General features: G+C 42.2%; 19 protein-coding genes and 3 tRNA genes. 21 read left to right on the top strand and 1 reads right to left on the bottom strand.

Annotation, left to right across the window (positions count from 1 at the left end; all coding sequences use genetic code 11):
- The first annotated feature begins 128 nt into the window (after positions 1-128).
- The 7 genes from EV212_RS00640 to EV212_RS00610 all read left to right on the top strand — a co-directional run bounded on the left by EV212_RS00640 (position 129) and on the right by EV212_RS00610 (position 5,265).
- Positions 129-2,168, top strand: a complete 2,040-nt coding sequence (locus EV212_RS00640) for a thioredoxin domain-containing protein (RefSeq protein WP_132087319.1) — start codon at positions 129-131, stop codon at positions 2,166-2,168.
- Between the two features lie 17 nt (positions 2,169-2,185).
- Complete coding sequence (locus EV212_RS00635) at positions 2,186-3,343, top strand: SAM-dependent methyltransferase (RefSeq protein ID WP_132087316.1); 1,158 nt, start codon at positions 2,186-2,188, stop codon at positions 3,341-3,343.
- 75 nt (positions 3,344-3,418) lie between these two features.
- A tRNA-Glu gene (locus EV212_RS00630) sits at positions 3,419-3,490 on the top strand.
- 239 nt (positions 3,491-3,729) lie between these two features.
- The gene (locus tag EV212_RS00625; protein ID WP_132087313.1) at positions 3,730-4,008 is read left to right on the top strand and encodes a NifU family protein; all 279 of its coding nucleotides are present in this window, start codon (positions 3,730-3,732) and stop codon (positions 4,006-4,008) included.
- A gap of 11 nt (positions 4,009-4,019) precedes the next feature.
- Positions 4,020-4,280, top strand: a complete 261-nt coding sequence (locus tag EV212_RS00620; RefSeq protein WP_132087310.1) for a hypothetical protein — start codon at positions 4,020-4,022, stop codon at positions 4,278-4,280.
- Positions 4,281-4,297: 17 nt separating this feature from the next.
- Positions 4,298-5,131, top strand: coding sequence for a DUF6076 domain-containing protein (locus EV212_RS00615; RefSeq protein ID WP_132087307.1), 834 nt, complete (start codon positions 4,298-4,300; stop codon positions 5,129-5,131).
- 61 nt (positions 5,132-5,192) lie between these two features.
- Positions 5,193-5,265 (top strand) — tRNA-Ala (locus EV212_RS00610).
- A gap of 189 nt (positions 5,266-5,454) precedes the next feature.
- Here the strand turns inward: EV212_RS00610 and EV212_RS00605 are convergent.
- Positions 5,455-5,537, bottom strand: a tRNA-Leu gene (locus EV212_RS00605).
- 149 nt (positions 5,538-5,686) lie between these two features.
- Between EV212_RS00605 and EV212_RS00600 the strand changes: the two genes are divergently transcribed.
- From EV212_RS00600 to EV212_RS00535, 14 genes are all read left to right on the top strand, one after another.
- Positions 5,687-6,337, top strand: a complete 651-nt coding sequence (locus EV212_RS00600) for a MerR family transcriptional regulator (RefSeq protein ID WP_132087304.1) — start codon at positions 5,687-5,689, stop codon at positions 6,335-6,337.
- Positions 6,318-6,629 carry a YbjQ family protein gene (locus EV212_RS00595; RefSeq protein WP_132087301.1) on the top strand — a complete coding sequence of 104 codons (312 nt, stop codon included), beginning with the start codon at positions 6,318-6,320 and terminating at the stop codon, positions 6,627-6,629. The genes EV212_RS00600 and EV212_RS00595 overlap by 20 nt, the downstream gene beginning before the upstream one ends.
- Positions 6,630-6,737: 108 nt before the next feature.
- The gene (locus tag EV212_RS00590; RefSeq protein WP_243115417.1) at positions 6,738-7,415 is read left to right on the top strand and encodes a phosphatase PAP2 family protein; all 678 of its coding nucleotides are present in this window, start codon (positions 6,738-6,740) and stop codon (positions 7,413-7,415) included.
- A 347-nt stretch (positions 7,416-7,762) separates the two neighbouring features.
- Positions 7,763-9,199 carry an MBOAT family O-acyltransferase gene (locus tag EV212_RS00585; RefSeq protein ID WP_132087298.1) on the top strand — a complete coding sequence of 479 codons (1,437 nt, stop codon included), beginning with the start codon at positions 7,763-7,765 and terminating at the stop codon, positions 9,197-9,199.
- A 63-nt stretch (positions 9,200-9,262) separates the two neighbouring features.
- Positions 9,263-10,606 (top strand): DHHW family protein, encoded by a 1,344-nt coding sequence (locus EV212_RS00580; protein WP_165873254.1) that lies wholly within the window; start codon positions 9,263-9,265, stop codon positions 10,604-10,606.
- 78 nt (positions 10,607-10,684) lie between these two features.
- Positions 10,685-11,227, top strand: a complete 543-nt coding sequence (locus tag EV212_RS00575) for a zf-HC2 domain-containing protein (protein ID WP_165873253.1) — start codon at positions 10,685-10,687, stop codon at positions 11,225-11,227.
- The gene (gene polA, locus EV212_RS00570; RefSeq protein WP_165873252.1) at positions 11,224-13,845 is read left to right on the top strand and encodes a DNA polymerase I; all 2,622 of its coding nucleotides are present in this window, start codon (positions 11,224-11,226) and stop codon (positions 13,843-13,845) included. Before EV212_RS00575 ends, polA begins: the two co-directional genes overlap by 4 nt.
- Before the next feature lie 31 nt (positions 13,846-13,876).
- Positions 13,877-14,464: a dephospho-CoA kinase gene (gene coaE / locus EV212_RS00565; RefSeq protein ID WP_132087289.1), complete on the top strand. Its 588-nt coding sequence runs from the start codon at positions 13,877-13,879 to the stop codon at positions 14,462-14,464.
- A 282-nt stretch (positions 14,465-14,746) separates the two neighbouring features.
- The gene (locus EV212_RS00560) at positions 14,747-15,943 is read left to right on the top strand and encodes a cell wall hydrolase (RefSeq protein ID WP_132087286.1); all 1,197 of its coding nucleotides are present in this window, start codon (positions 14,747-14,749) and stop codon (positions 15,941-15,943) included.
- A gap of 135 nt (positions 15,944-16,078) precedes the next feature.
- Entirely contained in the window at positions 16,079-16,858 is a 780-nt protein-coding gene (locus tag EV212_RS00555) for an MBL fold metallo-hydrolase (RefSeq protein WP_132087283.1), read from the top strand.
- 20 nt (positions 16,859-16,878) lie between these two features.
- A complete protein-coding gene (locus EV212_RS00550; RefSeq protein ID WP_132087280.1) occupies positions 16,879-17,151 on the top strand; it encodes an ACT domain-containing protein in 273 nt (90 codons plus the stop codon).
- Between the two features lie 12 nt (positions 17,152-17,163).
- Positions 17,164-18,528 carry a PFL family protein gene (locus tag EV212_RS00545; protein ID WP_132087277.1) on the top strand — a complete coding sequence of 455 codons (1,365 nt, stop codon included), beginning with the start codon at positions 17,164-17,166 and terminating at the stop codon, positions 18,526-18,528.
- 18 nt (positions 18,529-18,546) lie between these two features.
- A complete protein-coding gene (locus EV212_RS00540) occupies positions 18,547-20,007 on the top strand; it encodes an aminoacyl-histidine dipeptidase (protein WP_132087274.1) in 1,461 nt (486 codons plus the stop codon).
- A 32-nt stretch (positions 20,008-20,039) separates the two neighbouring features.
- Positions 20,040-20,495 carry a prepilin peptidase gene (locus EV212_RS00535; RefSeq protein WP_132087272.1) on the top strand — a complete coding sequence of 152 codons (456 nt, stop codon included), beginning with the start codon at positions 20,040-20,042 and terminating at the stop codon, positions 20,493-20,495.
- Positions 20,496-20,506 lie beyond the last annotated feature (11 nt).

The raw sequence follows: 20,506 nt of genomic DNA, 5'->3' as shown, positions 1-20,506 counted from the left end.
GGCATTTTCATTTTGAATATAAGGATTTTTTATAGTAATTTTTGAGAATGTAGAAGAATAGTTCTGGACATATTATAAGCGATACTGTTAAGTGGTATCGCTTTTCCAATAAAATGAGGAGGCCCTTTATGGCAAATCGATTAAAAAATGAAAAATCGCCCTATCTTCTGCAGCACGGGGACAATCCGGTAAACTGGTATCCATGGGGTGATGAGGCCTTTAAAAAGGCAGAGGAGGAAAACAAGCCGATTTTTCTCAGCATTGGGTATTCGACCTGTCACTGGTGTCACGTGATGGCCCATGAATCTTTTGAAGATGAAAAGGTAGCGGAGCTGCTCAACAAAAATTTTGTTTCTATAAAAGTGGATCGGGAGGAACGGCCGGATATCGATGCGGTTTATATGTCGGTCTGTCAGGCTCTGACCGGCTCTGGAGGATGGCCATTGACAATTATCATGACACCGGAGCAGAAACCTTTTTTTTGCGGGACTTATTTTCCGAAAGACAGCCGTTATGGCCAGCCAGGACTGACGGATATACTCAGGCAGGTGGCCGTTTTGTGGCAAACGCGCAGAAAAGAGTTGGAAGATAACGCAGAAAAGATTATGGATGTTATGCTTCAGGGACGCCAGGACGAAAACGGTGTATCCGGAACACCGGATAAAACTATTTTAGCGGAAGCCTATGATATGTTTCAGAAACAGTTCGACAGGGAATGGGGCGGTTTTGGCACAGCACCGAAATTTCCGACTCCTCATCATTTGCTTTTCCTGATGCGGTATGCTGAGTTGGAAAAGGTTCCTGAAGCTCTTGAAATGACAGAAATTACGCTGGAGGCTATGGCCAGGGGCGGAATCCACGACCATATCGGCGGAGGATTTTCAAGATATTCGACAGACAAACAATGGCTGGTTCCTCACTTTGAAAAAATGCTCTATGATAATGCATTGCTTTTGTGGACCTATGCGGAAGCTTACCGTAGGACCAGGAAAGAAATTTATGGGGAAGTGGCGCGGAATACAGCCGATTATATGCTCAGAGAATTGTGGGACGGTGGATTTTACTGCGGTCAGGATGCGGACAGTGAAGGTGTGGAAGGAAAATATTATGTTTTCACACCGGAAGAGGTAAAGTCGGTTCTTGGTGGTGAGGATGGAGAGAAATTCTGCCGTTATTATCATATTACGGACAGGGGAAATTTTGAAGGAAAAAGTATCCCGAATACAATTGGAAATCCAGCGGCAGATATTACGGATTTCAGGCGATATGGAATATGGAGAAAACAATTATATGATTATCGTCTGGGACGGACCAGGCTTCATAAGGATGATAAAATATTATTATCGTGGAACGCCTGGGCTATCATTGCCCTTGTAAGGGCCGGAAATATTCTAAGGGAGCCTTCTTATCTCGAAACGGCAGTCCGGACAAAGGAATTTATCGAAGAGAAGATGACCGATGAAAAGCGGCGATTGTATATTCGATTTCGGGACGGAGAAGCTGCCAATGCAGGTCAGTTGGATGATTATGCAGTTTATGCTCTTGCATTGCTTGAACTTTATCAGGCTACATTCGAAATGGATTATTTATCGTTGGCTGTTTTGCGTGCAAAGCAGATGCAGGAATTATTTGAAGACCGGGAGAAGGGCGGATATTATATGACAGCCTTCGATGGAGAAGCATTAATCTCCCGGCCAAAAGAGACTTATGATGGCGCCATTCCTTCCGGAAATTCGGTTGCAGCGATGGTTCTGCAGAAACTGGCACTGTTGACGGCAGAAAAAGTATGGCAGGAGGCCGCAGAGCGTCAGATTCGATTTTGTACCGGTGAAATCCGCAGGTATCCGGTGGGCTATAGTTTTGCTTTGATGGCTTTGTCTATAGCATTCTATTCTCACAGAGAGCTTGTCTGTGTGGTTAAAAAAGATATTCCTGAAGAATTAAAACAATATGTGAATCTGTGTGCATCAGATGAAATCAGCGTCATTGTTAAGACGGAGAGAAATGAAGAAGAACTTTTAAAATGTGCGCCATTTACGGCGGCATACCCGATGCCTGAGGCAGGACCGACCTATTATCTTTGTGAAAATGGAATGTGTAAGATGCCTGTGACATCGGAAGAAGTGGTTAAAACGTGGATTATAGGGAATAATTCAAATATCCTTTAAAGAAAAGAGGTTTTTGGATGAATGGATTTGTAAAATCCTATTTTGAAAATATTATTCCTGTATCCTTTATTCTCGAGACCGGCACGGAACGAATGAAGCTCGGTCAGGGAGATCCACAATTTACAGTGACTATGACGCAGATGCCGGACAAGAAAAGTCTTTTGACAAGTACGTCGCTGGCTCTTGGAGAAGCTTATATGCAGGGAAATCTGAATGTGGATCATGACCTGTATGAAGTCCTGGATGTTTTTATGGGACAACTGGGGAAATTTACGACAGACAGAAAAGCATTAAAAAAACTGATGGATTCTTCCAAAAGTAAAACAAATCAGAAAAAAGAAGTGTCCTACCATTATGACATTGGAAATGACTTTTATCAAAAGTGGCTGGATGAGACGATGAGTTATTCCTGTGGTTATTTTAAGTCGGAAACAGATAGTCTTTACCAGGCTCAGGTGAATAAAGTAGACCACATCCTGGAGAAACTTCATCTGGAAAAAGGGATGAGCCTATTAGATATTGGGTGTGGATGGGGGTTTTTGCTTAAGCGGGCGGCAAAGGAATATGGTGTCCGGGGCGTGGGAATTACACTGAGTCGTGAACAATATGAGAAATTTCGGCAGGATATTCAGAAGGAAGGTTTAAAAGACTTGCTGGATGTCCGATTGATGGATTACCGGGAACTGGAAAAATGTGGGATGCTTTTTGACCGTGTGGTCAGTGTTGGTATGCTGGAACATGTGGGACGCGGAAATTACGAACTATTTATGAAAAATGTTCATCAGGTCCTGCAGCCTGGCGGACTATTTCTTTTACACTTCATCAGCGGGCAAAAGGAATATTCAGGAGACGCCTGGATGAAAAAATATATTTTTCCGGGAGGCATGCTTCCTAGCCTTCGAGAAATGATCAATATGCTTCCTGAATTTGATTTTCATACTCTGGATGTGGAAAGTCTTCGCAGACACTATAATCGCACGCTGCTCTGCTGGATTGAAAATTTTAAAAAGTGTCGTTCGGAAGTTGCTGATACAAAAGGTGAAGTCTTTGCCAGAATGTGGGAACTTTATTTGGCTTCCTGTGCGGCAAGTTTTGACAACGGTGTGATCGATATTCATCAGATTCTTATGTCAAAGGGGATTAATAATACACTTCCGATGTGCAGAAAAGAATAATATACTAAATTATTTGTAAAAAAAGCTTGATTTCTTTTCCAACATGGTATAGAATATACAAGTCGGTATGACTAAGGCCTGTTGGTCAAGCGGTTAAGACGCCGCCCTCTCACGGCGGAAACAGGGGTTCGATTCCCCTACAGGCTGTTACAGACTTGTTAAAAGGCTTGTTTTGCAGAATATTGTGATTAAAAGATAGTCAGATTTTATCTGGCTATTTTTTTATTCAGAAACCGGTGAGTCCCTTTGTAAAAGTGATATGACTATGTACAGTGAAAAAGAAATTATGTTGCAGAGATAGAAAAATGCTCAATCCCACTGGTATTTTCGTCGGGATTATATTAAAATGATAGTAAAGAATTTAAAGATTGATAGGAGTAGAAATAATGGAAGTTCTTGAACAAATTCGTCAGGTGATTGATGTGTCGGTACGCCCTTATCTCCAGGGCCATGGAGGCGATATCCAGATTTTGGATTTTACTGACGGCGTGCTTAAATTTAAATTGACCGGTATGTGTTCAAACTGTCCTTCTTCTTTATTTACGACAGAAGATATTGTTAAAAAAGAAGTTATGGAACAGGTAAAAGAAGTCAAGGAAGTACGGCTGGAAGCCGGCGTTAGTGACGAGATGATTGATTTTGCCAAAAGTCTGTTGAGACATTGACGAGGTGACTTATGGTTTTTGGAGTAAAATATTGCGGTGGATGTAATCCCAGATATGATCGCACCACATTTTTTGACACCGTAAAAAAACGTTGCCCGGAGGCAGAATTTCAATATGTTCAGCCGGAAGTGACTTACGATCATCTGCTTGTAGTCTGCGGATGTCCGTCACGTTGCGCAGACATATCAAAGATTCAGGTAATCGGTGATACATTTAAAGTTTCAGAGGAAAGTCAGATGGAACAATTGATTACAGAGATAAAACAGAGATAATATTGGAGGCAGAGCGGATGTTAAAGGAAACGAAAAAAAATTATATACATGTTTATATGGATCTGACGGATGAGATTATTTATTTTCATACGACATCTGCTCCGTGCCGCCTCGGAAAAAGCCTTTTGGATTTTATTTATATGGATTTAAAAAAGGTTTGTCTTGAAACTGAACAGGTGCAGGAAATGCATCCCTACTTTTCCTCATGGAATGATGAGCGGATACAGACATTGACCATAAAGGACTGTGATGACGATGCGTCCACAGATTTGACATTGGGAAAGCTTGAGGAGCTTCAGGGAATCTATAAAAAGCTTTTGGATGCTCTCGTACATGGACCGTCGGAGATGAACGAAGAGGCTGCCCATTATTTTCTACGCCATCCGTTTTATTCCAGTGGGACATTGGTCAATCAAACAGTAAAAAATGAAAACCGGTGGATGATTGACTATTTTCTTATGGGATTTGAAGACTGTCTTATGTGTGAGCTGATCGAGATGATGCGGCGGCATCAGAATATTAAGGTCTGCAAAAACTGCGGACGGTTTTTCATACCGCGGCGGAGTAATGTGGATTATTGTACCCGCGTGTTTTCAAGCGATGGAAAGACCTGCGCCGATGTGGGTTATACAAAGACATTCGAAAAAACTGTTAAAAAAGACGAACTTCTCCAGGCCTATACCCGTGCCTATAAAGCCCATTATGCCCGCATGACGAAACCCAGAAAAAAGGCAGCAAATATGAGTCGTGAAGAGTTTGAAGCATGGTACAAAGAAGCAAAAGAAGGACTTGAACTGGCCCGTCAGGGGAAATTAGATCCGGAAGACTATAAGGTCTGGCTGAAAAAATAAATAAAATGTATAATGTAAATTCATTGTCAATTGGAAAAATAGGTGCTATAATTGATTCAGCGGGGCATTAGCGCAGTTGGGAGCGCGCAACATTCGCATTGTTGAGGCCACGGGTTCGAATCCCGTATGCTCCATAAAATAAAGCAGGCTGAAGGGAGTTTTAAGAAAATATTTTAATTCCTTTCACCCTGCTTTTTTTGGGTTCTAAAACAAATGTTGGGATATACTACATATGAATTATGAAGTGATTAGAGTTTCCAAACCTGAAAAAGAAAAAAACCCTGAAACCCGATAAAATCAAGGCTTCAAGGATATCTAAAGAATGCCGGCAGCGGGACTTGAACCCGCACGTGGTTGCCCACAACAGATTTTGAGTCTGCCTCGTCTGCCATTCCGACACGCCGGCACGTTAAACACAAATGATATTATACGGGATATTTTTTGATTTGTCAACAAAATTATATATTTTCTTTATTTTTTAAAAAACTTACATTAAGGGTTGACCTTCCACAAGGTAGAAGGTGTATGCTTTTTACATCGCAAGGAGGTATTGGAATGAAAATCAATGAAGTGGAGCAAAAAGTAGGAATCACGAAAAAAAATATCCGCTTTTATGAGCAGGAGGGATTGCTGAAACCGGACAGAAATGCTCAGAACGGCTATCGGGAATATTCAGAAGAGGATTTGCTTTTACTTCAGAAAATCAAACTGCTTCGCAAGCTTTCCATTCCGATTGAGGAAATTCGAAAAATAAAAACTGGAGTTCTGACGATGGAGGATGCTCTTCGCAGGCATCACATCTTTCTGGAAAGAGAGGAAAAGAATATCGAAGAAATGCAGGTTTTCTGCCAGATGCTCATGGAACGTAAAGAACACTTTTCATCAATGAACGCTTCGGAATATTTGGAGAAAATGGAGCATATGGAAAAGGAGGGGACCCGTTTTATGAATGTACGGATGAAAGACCGCAAACATAAGCTTTTTGCACCATTAATGATGTCGCTTTTGATGATTGTGCTTATGGTGTCGGTCAGTGTACTTTCTGTGTGGATGTATATCGCAGATCCGGTTGACCGGCCGCCGATATTCTTTGTAGTATTTATGACAGCTATTTCATTGTTGGTCATTTTAGGAGTTTTATGGAATTTATGGAAACGTTATCAGGAAATTGAAGGAGGAGAAGAAGATGCTGCTGCTAAGTATTAATTATGTACCGGAAAAGAAAATTGAGGCCCTTGGCCTGGTTAAGGGAAACGTGGTTCAGTCAAGTCACCTGGGAAAAGATATTATGTCAGGATTAAAGACTGTTGTCGGAGGTGAGATTACCGGCTATACGGAAATGCTCAATCAAGCCCGTCAGATTGCAATGAAAAGGATGGTTGATGAAGCGGAACAGCTTGGAGCAGATGCCATCATCAACATACGTTATGCATCCGCGTCGGTCATGAGCGGCGCAGCGGAGGTCATTGCCTATGGCACAGCAGTCAAAATACTTTAATTTTAATGAACTTTCTTAAAAATCGCTTAAGATGCTTGCAGATGGAAAAATCGGGTGCTATAATTCCATAAAGATAGTTGATGACGTTTTTTGGAAAGCGTGGTGCGTATGACAAGAGAATTTTTAAGAAAGCATGGAACAAAATTATTGGTTCCTTTGTTCATGGTTTTTTATATGGTATCCTTTTTTTACCTTGAGAACCGTGTGAACTATCGTTTTCATGTGATTCATTCGAGCTTTGATAAGATGGTGCCTTTCTGTGAATATTTTGTAGTTCCTTACTTTTTATGGTTTTTCTACATTGCTTTTACGGTGCTGTGGTTTATGTTTAAAAATAAGGACCAGAAAGAATATCTGCAGTTGATATTTAATTTAGGTATCGGCATGACTGTGTTTATCTTTGTTTCATGGATTTATCCGAACGGCCATCTGCTTCGGCCGATCGAATTTCCGAGGGAGAATATATTTACAGATATGGTCCGGTTCCTTTATACTATTGATACACCGACGAATGTTCTGCCGAGTATTCATGTGTATAATTCGATTGCGGCATTTATTGCCATTGCCCGGTGTAAGGCATTAAAAAACAAGCGTTGGGTTGTATGGGGAGCATTTGTTTTAACCATTTCCATTGTAGCTGCAACCATGTTTTTGAAGCAGCATACCGTTGTAGATGTGGTACTTGCACTGGCCATGAATGTTGTTGTTTGTATATTGGTTTATCGCCCTGAGAACAGCAGTATTCTTGTTCATCAAAGAGAATATTCAGGAGCTGAAAACTCTTAAAGTTCAACCCGGTCTGAAAAATCAGGCCGGGTTTTAATGTTAAAGTATGCAGAAAGGCGTGTTGATGATGCGTTTTTCTGCATATTTGTGTTTGTACATATTGAACAAATCTTTTTTTGGAAATTTGTGAGGAAGTAACCTGTATCACAGAATTTTTTGTTAGCTTTGTCCTGAAAAAATAAGGATTTTCGTCAAAATATTACAAAACTGTTAATTTCGTTTTTTTTCCGGGATTCCCCTTGAATATTGAAAACAATCATATTAGAATAAATAGAGTTGAACGACATTTTTGTAAAACATTCGACATAAAAAAAGCAGAGCGTTTAGGGCTTTTTGGAGGGAGTATCTTGGTTTTTTCGAGTTTATTATTTATATATCTGTTTTTTGCAGTGACCATGTTCATCTATTGTTATGTTGGCACGATTCAGAAAAAGAACGTGGTTTTATTAGTTTCTTCGCTGATTTTCTATGCATGGGGAGGACCAAAATATCTTGTTCTTTTGTTGCTCATGGCTCTGATCAGTTGGTTTTCGGCTCTGCAGATCCATCACTTCCGCAACAATTTATTATTAAAACGTCTGTGTCTCGTTATCGGCATTGGACTCCAGCTCGCTTTGCTCGGCTACTTTAAATATGCTGGTTTTATTCTTGAAAATGTGAAGCGGATTACAGGATTTCCGGAAGTGATTCCGGAAATTGTATTGCCTATCGGTATTTCATTTTATACATTTCAGCTGATTTCCTATGTGGTTGATGTATATCGGCAAGAGGTGGAACCACAGAAGAAGTACTGGCTGGTGCTTCTGTACTGCAGTCTTTTTCACCAGTGCATCGCCGGACCTATTGTTCGGTATAAAGATGTGGCCAGGGAAATAGAACACCGCAGACCGAAGATTCCGGAGATTGGACGGGGAATCAACCGCTTTACTATCGGACTTGTTAAAAAGGCTGTGTTTGCAAATTCCTGTGCACAGATTGCGGATATGATGCTTCCGGAGGCTGTAATAAGGTTTAATTCTGTACCGGCGCTTGGATTATGGCTTGGCGCTTTGATGTATATGCTCCAGATTTATCTGGATTTTTCAGCTTATTCAGATATGGCTATAGGTATGGGACTTATGATTGGTTTTCACTATAAAGAAAACTTTAATTATCCTTATATATCGAATACAGTAACGGAATTTTGGCGACGGTGGCACATTTCGCTGAGCAGTTTTTTCAGGGATTATGTTTACATACCTCTTGGTGGAAACCGTAAAGGAGAAAAAAGAACAATTCTTAATTTATTTATTGTGTGGGCTCTGACCGGTCTCTGGCACGGATCAAGCTGGAATTTTGTACTTTGGGGGCTTTATTATTTTATATTCCTTGTGTTGGAAAAGAAGATACTTCTGAAAAAGATAGAACATCTTCCAAAGGCAGTACATCATATCTATACATTGATTGTTGTTTATTTTGGATGGATTATTTTTAAATTTACAGACCTGTCTCGTGTGGGGCTTATGCTCAAAGGGATGTTTGGGCTAAATCATAATGGATTTATTAGTCTGGAAGTTGCAATGACTTTTAAAAATAATATATTCTTTATTATTGTGGCGTTGATTGCCTGTACCCCGCTGGCTTCCAATGGATATAAATGGATGTGCCGACAATGCAAGACAGTGGCTGTTTTTAAGTATTTACGCCGTGTGATTGAAATTGTCGGACCGGTATTTCTTTTGATGCTCGCTACAATGGCGCTGGTGGGAAATAGCTATAACCCGTTTTTGTATTTTCAGTTTTAAAAGGATAGATCAGACATTATGGAGAAGAGAAGAAATCGCAAAAAGAAAAAGAATTATAAATATATGAAATATAAGATTTACGTCTTTTCAGCCGTTTTGATGTTAATGGCCATCATAGCGCTGATTATTCCGCTTCGACCAAAGGAATCAAAAGTCGAGAAAAGAACTCTGACAAAGTTTCCGGCGTTTTCTGTGCAAAGCTTTTTAAACGGGGAATTCCTTAACGGGGTCAGTACCTGGTATGCGGATACATTTCCATTTCGGGAAGCGTTGCTGACGGGAAATACACGTTACAGGGGGCTTTACGGAATTCAGGATAATCAGATTCACGGTTCCATCCAGACAGCTGACGAGGTGCCGGCAAAGCGTATATCTCTGATGGATATCGTGCTTCCGAATATTCAGCAGGAGATGGACAGCTTGCAGGAGAGTATAAAGGAACGTATTGAAACTCAGCGAGCGGCCGATGCGGCCAATGGCGGCGCTAAACGGCGGCAGATTACGAATGTTCCGGAGCAGGTGGGTTCAGTCTATGTGGCGGATGATACGGCCTTTAGTCTTTATGGTTTTACCCAGGAAGCGGCCAATCAATATATTGATGCGGTCAGTGCGCTGGCGAATAAAGTGTCCAGCGACGTGACAGTCTATGATATTGTCGTTCCGATCAGTACGGGAATATATCTGGATGAGAAACTTCAGGAAGAATTGGGCTGTAGCGATGAGCAGGCAGCAATCCAATATATATATGATAATATGGATAAAAAAGTTGTGACCATCGATGCCTTTACCGCCTTGAAAAATCATTCGGACGAATATCTCTATTTCCGAACGGACCATCACTGGACGGCTCTTGGCGCATACTACGCCTACAGCCAGCTTATGAAGGAAAAGGGAATAACGCCGACATCTTTGGGGGAATATGAGACTATGGTCTTCGATGATTTTATCGGGACCCTTTATGCGGCAAGTAATCAGACACCGTCTCTCGCTGAAAATCCCGATGTGGTTACCGCCTATATTCCTCTGGCAACAAATAAGATGACCTATACGGATGTGGATGGGAATGTGGTTGATTATGATATTATCTATGATGTTTCCGACTGGAATTCGGATTCAAAATACAATTGCTTTATTGCGGGAGATCAACCTTTTGAAGAGATTCACAACCCGAATATGAATGATGGAAGCTCCTGCGTTGTTATTAAAGAATCCTTTGGCAACGCTTTTGTACCATTTTTAGTAGACCATTACGAAAATGTATATGTGGTGGATTATCGGTATTATCCAGAAGGATTGACAACTCTGATACAGGAAAGAAATATTAAAGATGTTATATTTATAAATAATATTTCTGCGGCCACAACATCTTCTCTGGTCAGCAATATTATGGAGATTGTCAACTATTAATCAGCAGAAAAAGATATCGGAGAGGTTTTCGGTATCTTTTTTTGGTAAATGCTATATACTAAGAAAAGGATAAGTTCTATGGATTGTATTGAAGCACAGGGATTAATTAATCGATTTATTGATGATAAACTGGATGAAAAGGCACTGACAGATTTTTTGGAACATGTGAAGCATTGTCCGTCCTGTTATGATGACCTGGAAGCAACCTACACGGTCATGGCCGTTATAAGACTTTTGGATGAAAAGGAAGAAACATCCGATTATCTGAAAGCCCTGGATCATCGGATAGAGGAAAAGGAAGCCTGGCTGCGTCAGCAGCGTCGGACCCGGTTTTTCAAAAAAATGATAGGTGCAACAGCTTTTATAATAGCTTCATTTCTCCTGTCCAGTATGATCCTGTTTCTGGCAGGAAATATAGAACATGAAAAACACCTGACAGTAACGGTCAGCAGTGGTATTTATAATCCGTTGAATCTTCATCGGAAAGAACGGATAACGGACAAGTTTCTTTATATTCGTGATGGTGACAATTTAAAACTTGTGTATTCGGTTCGGATGCCTGGAATGGATGTATTTGACAGCAGAAAGGCGGCCAGACCGAAGAAAGGTTGGATGAGATGATAAGCAAAAAAGTAGTATTGATTGATGGACACAGCATTTTAAACCGGGCTTTCTATGGTGTGCCCATACTGACAAATTCTGAGGGGCTACATACCAATGGAATTTATGGGTTTTTGAATATTATGTTTAAAGCTATTGAGGAAGAAAAGGCCGAAACGCTGATCGTGGCTTTCGATTTAAAAGCGCCGACCTTCCGGCATAAAATGTATGGAGCTTATAAGGGAACACGGAAGCCGATGCCTCAGGAACTTCATGAGCAGGTGCCTGTGCTTAAAGAAGTGCTTCAGGCGATGGAAATTCCGATCGTCACAAAGGAAGGGTATGAAGCGGATGATATCCTTGGCAGTCTCAGTCGCATATATGAGGAACAGGGCTGTGATGTCACCGTGATTTCCGGAGACAGAGATTTATTGCAGCTGGCCACGGAAAAGGTTAAGATCAGTATACCGAAAACGAAAGCCGGCGGTACTCAGGTGGAAAATTATTATGCCGAAGATGTATTAAAGACATATCAGGTGACACCGACCCAGTTTATTGATTTGAAAGCATTGATGGGTGATGCTTCGGATAACATTCCGGGAGTGCCGGGAATCGGTGAAAAGACAGCGACAAAAATCATTACGGCCTATGGGAGTATTGAGGAAGCTCATGCCCATGTAGATGATATCAAACCGGCGAGGGCGGCAAATAATTTAAGAGAACATTATGACATGGCGGTTATGAGTAAAAAACTGGCGGCCATTGATACACATGCACCGATTGAAATACCAGACACATCGGCAGGCCTGGAAAATATGTATTCTCAATCAGCTTATCAGATGATGAAGCGGCTGGAATTTAAAAATATATTAAATCGTTTTGATCAGGAAAACGTAGCTGTCCCGGTGTTGTCGGCGGCTGTGGAGCTGACAGACAGGAATGAGCAGCAGCAAAAGATATTTGAGGCTATGAGCCGGCCGATGTTCAGTGCATATCCGATATGCGAAGATGGTTTATGGGGTCTGGTCATGGCATATGACGATAAGTGTTTCTGGATGCCGACAAAATCTGCGGATGATTTGAACGGAATGGCCGGATGGTTTGACGGGCATCCGGATATGGCGGTCATGGATTTAAAAGAAAGACTTCATTATTTTCCGTTAAAGGAGTCGGATAATGTGCTGGATATCAGTCTCATGGCTTATCTTCTGAATCCTTTAAAGGATTCCTACGATTATGATGATATTGCCAGAGACTATCTTGGCATGACCTTGCCTTCCAGAGCAGATCTGTATGGAAAAAAGAAATTATCTGAGATTTTTTCGGAGGATAGAACGAAGGCGCTGACATGGCTCGGATACTATGCTTCCCTGCCGTTAAAAGCTGCGCCGGAACTTAGAGCAGCGCTGGAAAAAGAAAATATGTGGGAACTTTACAGGGAAATAGAATTGCCGCTGAGCTTTTCCTTATATCGAATGGAAATAGCCGGAATTCGTGTGGAACGGGAGGCTCTGAGAGAATATGGAGACCATCTGGTTGGACGGATTCAGGAGCTTGAACAGGAGATTTATGCCCTGGCTGGCGAAGAATTTAATATTCTTTCACCGAAGCAGCTGGGAACCATTCTTTTTGAGAAGCTTCATCTGCCTTATGGTAAAAAGACAAAAACCGGGTATTCTACCTCCGCATCAGTACTGGAAAAGCTTCAGGACGAAAAGCCGATCGCGCGGCTGGTACTGGAATATCGACAGTTGACAAAGTTAAAATCAACATATGCGGACGGTCTGGCTAATTTTATTTCAGAAGACGAACGAATTCATGGGAAGTTCCATCAGACGATCACGGCTACCGGACGAATCAGCAGTACGGAGCCAAACCTTCAAAATATCCCTGTTCGCGTGGAACTTGGCCGACGGATTCGGAAGGTTTTTGTGCCGAAGGATGGCTGTGTATTTGTGGATGCGGATTATTCTCAGATTGAGCTTCGTGTTCTGGCTCATATGTCCGGGGATGAAAACTTGATCGAAGCCTATAAACAGGCGGAAGATATTCATCGTATGACAGCTTCACAGGTATTCCATACACCGCTTGAGGAAGTCACCAGCCAACAGCGGAGCAATGCGAAGGCGGTTAATTTTGGCATCATCTATGGCATCAGTTCCTTTGGACTGAGTCAGGGATTGAGCATTACCCGAAAAGAAGCAGAGGTTTATATCAAACAATATTTTGCGGCTTATCCAAAGATTAAAGATTTCCTTGATGGGCTTGTTGCCGAGGGAAAGGAAAAAGGCAGTGTATATACATTGTTTCATCGAAAACGACCGATTCCTGAACTGTTTTCCAGTAATTTTATGCAGAGATCTTTCGGCGAACGGGTTGCGATGAACTCTCCTATTCAGGGAACAGCAGCAGATATTATAAAAATTGCCATGATTCATGTGGATCGGAGACTAAGAGAAGAAGGGTTAAAATCCCGGCTTGTTCTCCAGATTCACGATGAACTGTTGATTGAGGCGGCGATGGATGAGGTGGAGACTGTGAAGCAGATTCTTCATGACGAAATGAGCCATGCGGCAAAACTTAAGGTGCCGTTGGAAATAGACATAAATACAGGTACGGACTGGTATGAGGCAAAATAGATTTTTGTATAAAAGAAAAGGATGAAACAGGATGAAGGTCATTGGAATTACAGGAGGCGTAGGCAGTGGAAAATCAGAAGTATTACGTCTTCTTGAAGAAAAATTTAATTGCGGTGTGATTCGCACGGATGATGTGGCACGGAGCTTATGCGAGCCGGGGGAAAAAAGTTATGAGATGATCGTAAAGGTCTTTGGAAAAGAGATTCTTGACAGGGAAGGGAACCTGGATCGACCGAAAATTGCTTCGATTGTTTTTGAAGATGAAGAGAAGCGAAAGGCTTTGAATCAGTGTACCCATCCGCAGGTCTATGAATGGGTTCGAAATAAAGTCCGTGAGTGGCGGACAGAGAATCGTTATTCCATGATTGCTGTAGAGGCAGCCCTGATGGATGAATTAAAGGAAATCGGCGTTTGCGAAAGTTGCTGGTATGTTCATGTGAAGCCGGAAATTCGCCGGGAACGGCTGCGTATTTCACGGGGTTATAGTGATGAAAAAATGGATGCCATCTTTGCTTCACAGCTTCCGGAGTCAGTGTTTTTTAATGGATGCGATGTGGTGATCGATAACAATTTTGACCTTGAAAATGTAGAAAAACAGCTAATTTCCCTATGCAAATAGCACCAAAGTGGAGGAAAGGCAAAAAAATATTGATAATTTTTTACAAAAATATTAACAAAAAATATAAATAATCACGAAAAATTGAAAGAAAAAATTAACAAAATTCATAGATTATAGAGTGAAAATACAATATATGGGGAAATGAAAATAAGAAAAGTCGAAATCTTGTGTAGATTCCCTTGATTTGACAAGAATTTAATATTTTGATAAAATACGCCTGTATGAAACACTTATACCGAATGTGTTCGCTGAGCGGGCACATTACAAGTAAAGAGGTGAAATATGGGTAAGAAATTACGAAATGTCATGCTACATATGATAGGTACAGTGATGACAGTCTCGCTGATGTTCGGTAATGCATTATGTGTATTTGCTGAAGAAACAAAAAGTGAAGAAACTGCTACTGCCGTATCGGATGCGGAAATGACACCGAATTCAGAAAAGCTTGTTTCCCAAAAGGCACCTGAAGTTGGACTGAAAAATGTTACATTGAATAATACCGATGTATTGAACAATCTGGTGGGGGTCACCCGTCTGTTCTACAATGGTGAATTTTCAGGAAAGTTTGTGGTAAACACAGAACCTTATTTGGAAATTTATTCTGCGGACAACATTGAGAGTGAAGTTGCCGGTAAGATTTACCCGGCTTCCGGCGGTGTGGTTGAAGAATGGGGACCGGAGTGGACAAAAGTCTCTTCGGGAAATGTTACAGGGTATATTTCCACAAAAGATATTTCGATTGGTTATGACGCCGAGAAACTGGCAAAAGAAATCGGACACCATAAAGTAACGGTGACAGCTGATTCTTTGAATATCCGTCAGGAGGCGAATACAGACAGTGAAGTACTTACGACAGCCATTCAGAGCGAAAGCTTTCCGGTAGTTGAGACTGGAGAAGAATGGACACGGATTGATTATGGCAGTGGGGAAGGATTTGTTGCCAGTGAATATGTGGAAGAAAGCATTGAGCTGGATGAAGCCATATCCATAGCCGAAGAAGAAGCAGCGGCAATGGAGGAAATGGCAGCGTCGCCTGCTGAAACAGAGACGAATGAAGAGACGTCCGATGCCAAAAATTCCGGGAAATCGGCAGAAAGCGTACCGGCATCTTCGCCTGTATCCGTCGGTTCAGATGAAGCATACCTACTGGCCTGTATGGTCTATGTGGAATCAGGGGCTGAATCCTATGAAGGGCAGCTGGCTGTGGCCAATGTCATTTTAAACCGTGTGAGGGATCCAAGATTTGATAATACCATTGCCGGAGTTATTTATGCACCGGGTCAGTTCCCGGGAGCCCACAATGGAGTCCTTGATAATGTTCTTGCCAGCGGCCCAAGTGAATCCTGTATACGTGCGGCAAATGAAGCGCTGGCAGGTGTGAATAATATTGGTGCCTATTATTACTTTAATGGCTATGTGGACACGTCGAGTGTAAGCGAATATTTAGTGATCGGCGGCCATACGTTTTACAACTATTAAAAAATAAACAAGCTTAATATGGATTCAAAGGACTTTGAATGTGATTAAATTTACATTCAGGGTCCTTTTTCTGTATTGCTGTTTTTGGGGTTTCGTATTATAATAGGCTGTGGATTACAAGAGAGGAAGATGACCATGAAGTTTGGCACCATTGCCAGCGGCAGCAGCGGGAATTGCCTGTATGCCGGAAATGAAGACACTCACATTCTTATCGATGCCGGAATCAGTTGTAAACGTATCTGTGAGGGATTGAAAACCTTCGAACTGGAAGGTAAGGACATTCAGGGAATATTGATCACGCATGAACACACGGATCATATTTGTGGACTTGGTGTGCTTTCCCGGAAGTTTCATATACCGATTTATGGTACGGATAAAACACTGCATCAGATTTCGGAAATGGAAAATCTGGGGAAGATTGATCGGGAATTGTTTCAGCCTATTGAGGCCGGACGTGAGTTTTTGATAGGAAGTCTATCTGTGGCTTCTTTTTCTATTTCTCACGATGCTGTGGACCCGGTAAGTTATCTGGTTCAGGATGGCGGGCGGAAACTGGGAATGGTCACGGATCTTGGCTATTACGATGAAGCTATTGTAGAACGGCTGAAGGATTCCCATTTACTCTATGTGGAAGCGAACCATGATATACATATGCTTCAGGCAGGACCTTATCCCTATTATCTGAAGCGGCGTATTTTGAGTGAACGTGGGCATCTGTGTAATGAAATGGCGGCTCAGCTTGTTACAGAACTGGTAAATGAAAGGCTTGATCAGGTAATCCTTGGTCATTTGAGCAAGGAAAATAATTATCCGGATCTTGCTTTGACGACGGTGAAAAATGAAGTGGGAGATTCAGTAAAAGTTGAGGTGGCCCCGAGGGATCATGCGGGACATTTATTTGACCTGGCGTTATAGGAATATTGGAGGAAAGAAAAATGAAAAAAACAATTATCACTGTAATTGGAAAAGACACCGTAGGAATTATTGCAAAAGTATGTACCTATCTGGCAGACAATAATGTAAATATCCTGGATATTTCCCAGACCATCGTACAGGATTATTTTAATATGATGATGATTGTAGATACCAATGCGGCTTCTAAGGAATTTGAAATTCTTTCAAAAGAGTTGAAAGAAGTGGGCGAACAGATTGGTGTAAAGATTAAAATGCAGCACGAAGACATTTTTAATTGTATGCACAGAATTTAATGAGGTGATGTCATGATAAATTTGTATGAGGTTCAGGAAACCAATAAGATGATTGAGGAGTCCAATCTGGATGTGCGGACCATCACCATGGGTATCAGTCTTTTAGACTGCTGTGATACGGACGTAGATAAAGTCTGTGAAAATATTTATAATAAGATTACAACTCAGGCAAAAAATCTCGTATCCACCGGCTGTGAGATTGAAAATGAGTTCGGTATTCCGATTGTAAACAAGCGGATCTCCGTAACCCCGATCAGTCTGGTTGGCGGTTCCTGTTGTAAAACAACAGATGATTATGTAAAAATTGCGAAAGCACTTGACAGGGCGGCACTGGAAGTAGGAGTGAACTTTCTCGGTGGATATTCGGCTCTTGTGTCGAAAGGAATGACGGACAGTGACCGTTTATTGATTGAATCCATTCCGAAGGCATTGGCATCCACAGAACGGGTATGCAGCTCTGTAAATGTAGGTTCTACAAAAACAGGAATTGATATGGATGCGGTAAAGCTTCTTGGTGAGAAGATACTTGAAACGGCTGAACTGACAAAGGATGCAGATTCCCTTGGCTGTGCCAAACTGGTTGTTTTCTGCAATGCACCGGATGATAATCCGTTCATGGCCGGAGCTTTTCACGGTGTTACCGAAGGCGATGCGGTCATAAATGTGGGCGTCAGCGGGCCGGGGGTTGTCAAACGCGCTTTGGAAAAAGTCCGCGGTGAGGATTTCGGAACACTTTGCGAGACAATTAAAAAGACAGCTTTTAAAGTAACCCGTGTGGGTCAGCTTGTCGCTCAGGAAGCTTCAAAACGTCTGAATGTTCCGTTTGGCATTATCGATTTATCTCTGGCTCCGACACCGGCGGTGGGCGACAGTGTTGCAGAGATTCTGGAAGAAATCGGCCTTGAGTCTGTAGGGGCACCCGGAACCACAGCAGCTCTGGCGCTTTTGAACGATCAGGTAAAGAAGGGCGGCGTTATGGCATCCTCCTATGTAGGCGGTCTTTCCGGAGCGTTCATTCCTGTTTCTGAAGATCAGGGGATGATTGATGCCGTCGAAGCAAATGCTTTAACATTGGAGAAACTCGAAGCCATGACCTGTGTCTGCTCTGTTGGTCTGGATATGATCGCTATTCCGGGGGACACAAAGGCAACGACAATTTCCGGTATTATTGCGGACGAAATGGCAATCGGCATGATCAATCAGAAGACAACAGCCGTACGCCTTATTCCAGTAATCGGAAAAGATGTCGGTGAAATGGTTGAATTTGGAGGCCTTTTAGGTTATGCACCAGTTATGCCGGTGAATCGTTTTGGCTGTGATGCTTTTGTGAATCGTGGCGGACGTATTCCGGCTCCAATTCACAGTTTTAAAAATTAAAATGATGGGGGAATCAAAATGTCGAATATTTTAAGCGGACTGGAACCGGCAAGAGTGTTCCATTACTTTGAAGAAATTTGTGCTATTCCCCACGGATCAGGAAATGAAAAGGCCATCAGTGATTACTGTGTGGCCTTTGCCAGATCACATGATTTGTGGGTAAGACAGGATGGGGCGAATAATGTGATTATTCGTAAGCCGGCTTCTGCGGGGTATGAGACCGCACCAGTTGTTATGCTTCAAGGTCATATGGATATGGTATGCGAAAAAAACAGTGATGTTGATTTTGATTTTGAAAAGGATAGCCTGAAATTAAAGGTGGAGGGGGACTTTGTCTCTGCAAAAGGAACAACCCTCGGAGGAGATGACGGCATTGCCGTTGCTTACGTTCTGGCTATTCTTGAAGATGACACCCTTGAGCATCCGGAACTGGAAGTGGTCATCACAACGGATGAAGAAGTTGGAATGAAGGGGGCCCATGCTCTGGATGTCAGTGATTTGAAAGCGAGTTATCTGTTGAATCTGGATAATGAAAGCGAGGGGCAGATTCTGACTTCCTGCGCCGGAGGAATGAAAAGTCGTGCAAAATTCCCAATCCGTCGTGTTGAATGGCAGGGAATCAGCGCTGATATAAAAATCAGTGGACTAAAAGGCGGTCATTCAGGTGCGGAAATCCATTGTGGCAGAGCCAATGCCAATCGGCTGCTCGGACGGTTGCTTTTTGCATTGGATAAAGAATTAAATGTGGGTGTCTGTGATGTCAGCGGCGGTATGAAGGACAATGCCATTCCGAGGGAGGCTCAGGCAAAAATTGTTCTGCAGCCGGAGGATGCAGCGCGGGCCATAGAAATTAAAGAAAGCTTTTTGGCAGATATTCGGGATGAATTTTCGGTTGCCGATCCACAGATTAAGATTGAATTCGATATAGAAAGTAATGAGCAAAAAGAATTTTCAATCATTCATCCGGCAGATATGGAACGTATTTTATTTATGTATGTACAATCGCCAAACGGTATTCAAACGATGAGTATGGAATTGCCGGGATTGGTTGAAAGTTCATTGAATATGGGAATCGTGCGTACAGAAACGGATGGCGTATGTTTTTCCTGGGCTGTACGGAGCAGTAAAAAGAGTCTTAAATTTTTTATTAGTGACCAGTTGGCATATCTGACGGAGTTCCTTGGAGGAACCTACTGGTATGATGGTGAATATCCGCACTGGTCTTATCGGAGTCATTCGCCGATTCGGGAGATGGTCACTTCTGTATATAAAGAGTTATTCGGCAAAGATGCAAGCATTGAGGCGATTCATGCCGGATTGGAGTGCGGCCTTATATCGGAGAAGATGCCGGAACTGGATATTGTTGCCCTTGGGCCGGACATTATGGATATCCATACACCGGATGAGCATTTAAGCATATCGTCCGTCGAACGGACTTACCGTCTCCTTCGGACGGTTTTAAGCCGGATGAAGGGGTAACAGAAGGCGTACTCCTGTGCCTGTATATTCTGATGGCACTGGCACTGATACTCCTGAGTATTATTGATTTTTGTACGTTAAAAATTCCTTCCCGTCTGAATATTTTTATAGGTATATTGGGACTTATACGGATGGGGATTGATGCGGGTCATCGGCTGGATGCCGTTGCCGGATTTTTTTCCGTCAGTCTCTTTTTAGGAATTCTCTATATATTTACAAAAGGGAAAGGCATCGGGGGCGGGGATATTAAACTTATGGCGGTATCCGGTCTGATGCTTGGATGGCAGAAGAATATCCTGGCATTTTTTATCGGCGCCCTTCTGACGATTTTGATTCATCCGTTCCGCATGGTTTTTGCCGGGAGCGGGCGGCGTCTGGCCTTTGGGCCCTATCTGGCTGCAGGTATTATCATCAGTATGCTGTGGGGCGGACGGATTCTATCCGCTTATTTTGGGTGGCCGGGATTATCAATTTTTATGTTCTTATAAATTTCCTCCTT

The organism is Frisingicoccus caecimuris (assembly GCF_004340975.1).
In the GTDB taxonomy this organism is placed as follows: domain Bacteria; phylum Bacillota; class Clostridia; order Lachnospirales; family Lachnospiraceae; genus Frisingicoccus; species Frisingicoccus caecimuris.
Note: the sequence above shows the minus strand (reverse complement) of the source record. Positions and strands in the feature narration are given on the sequence as shown.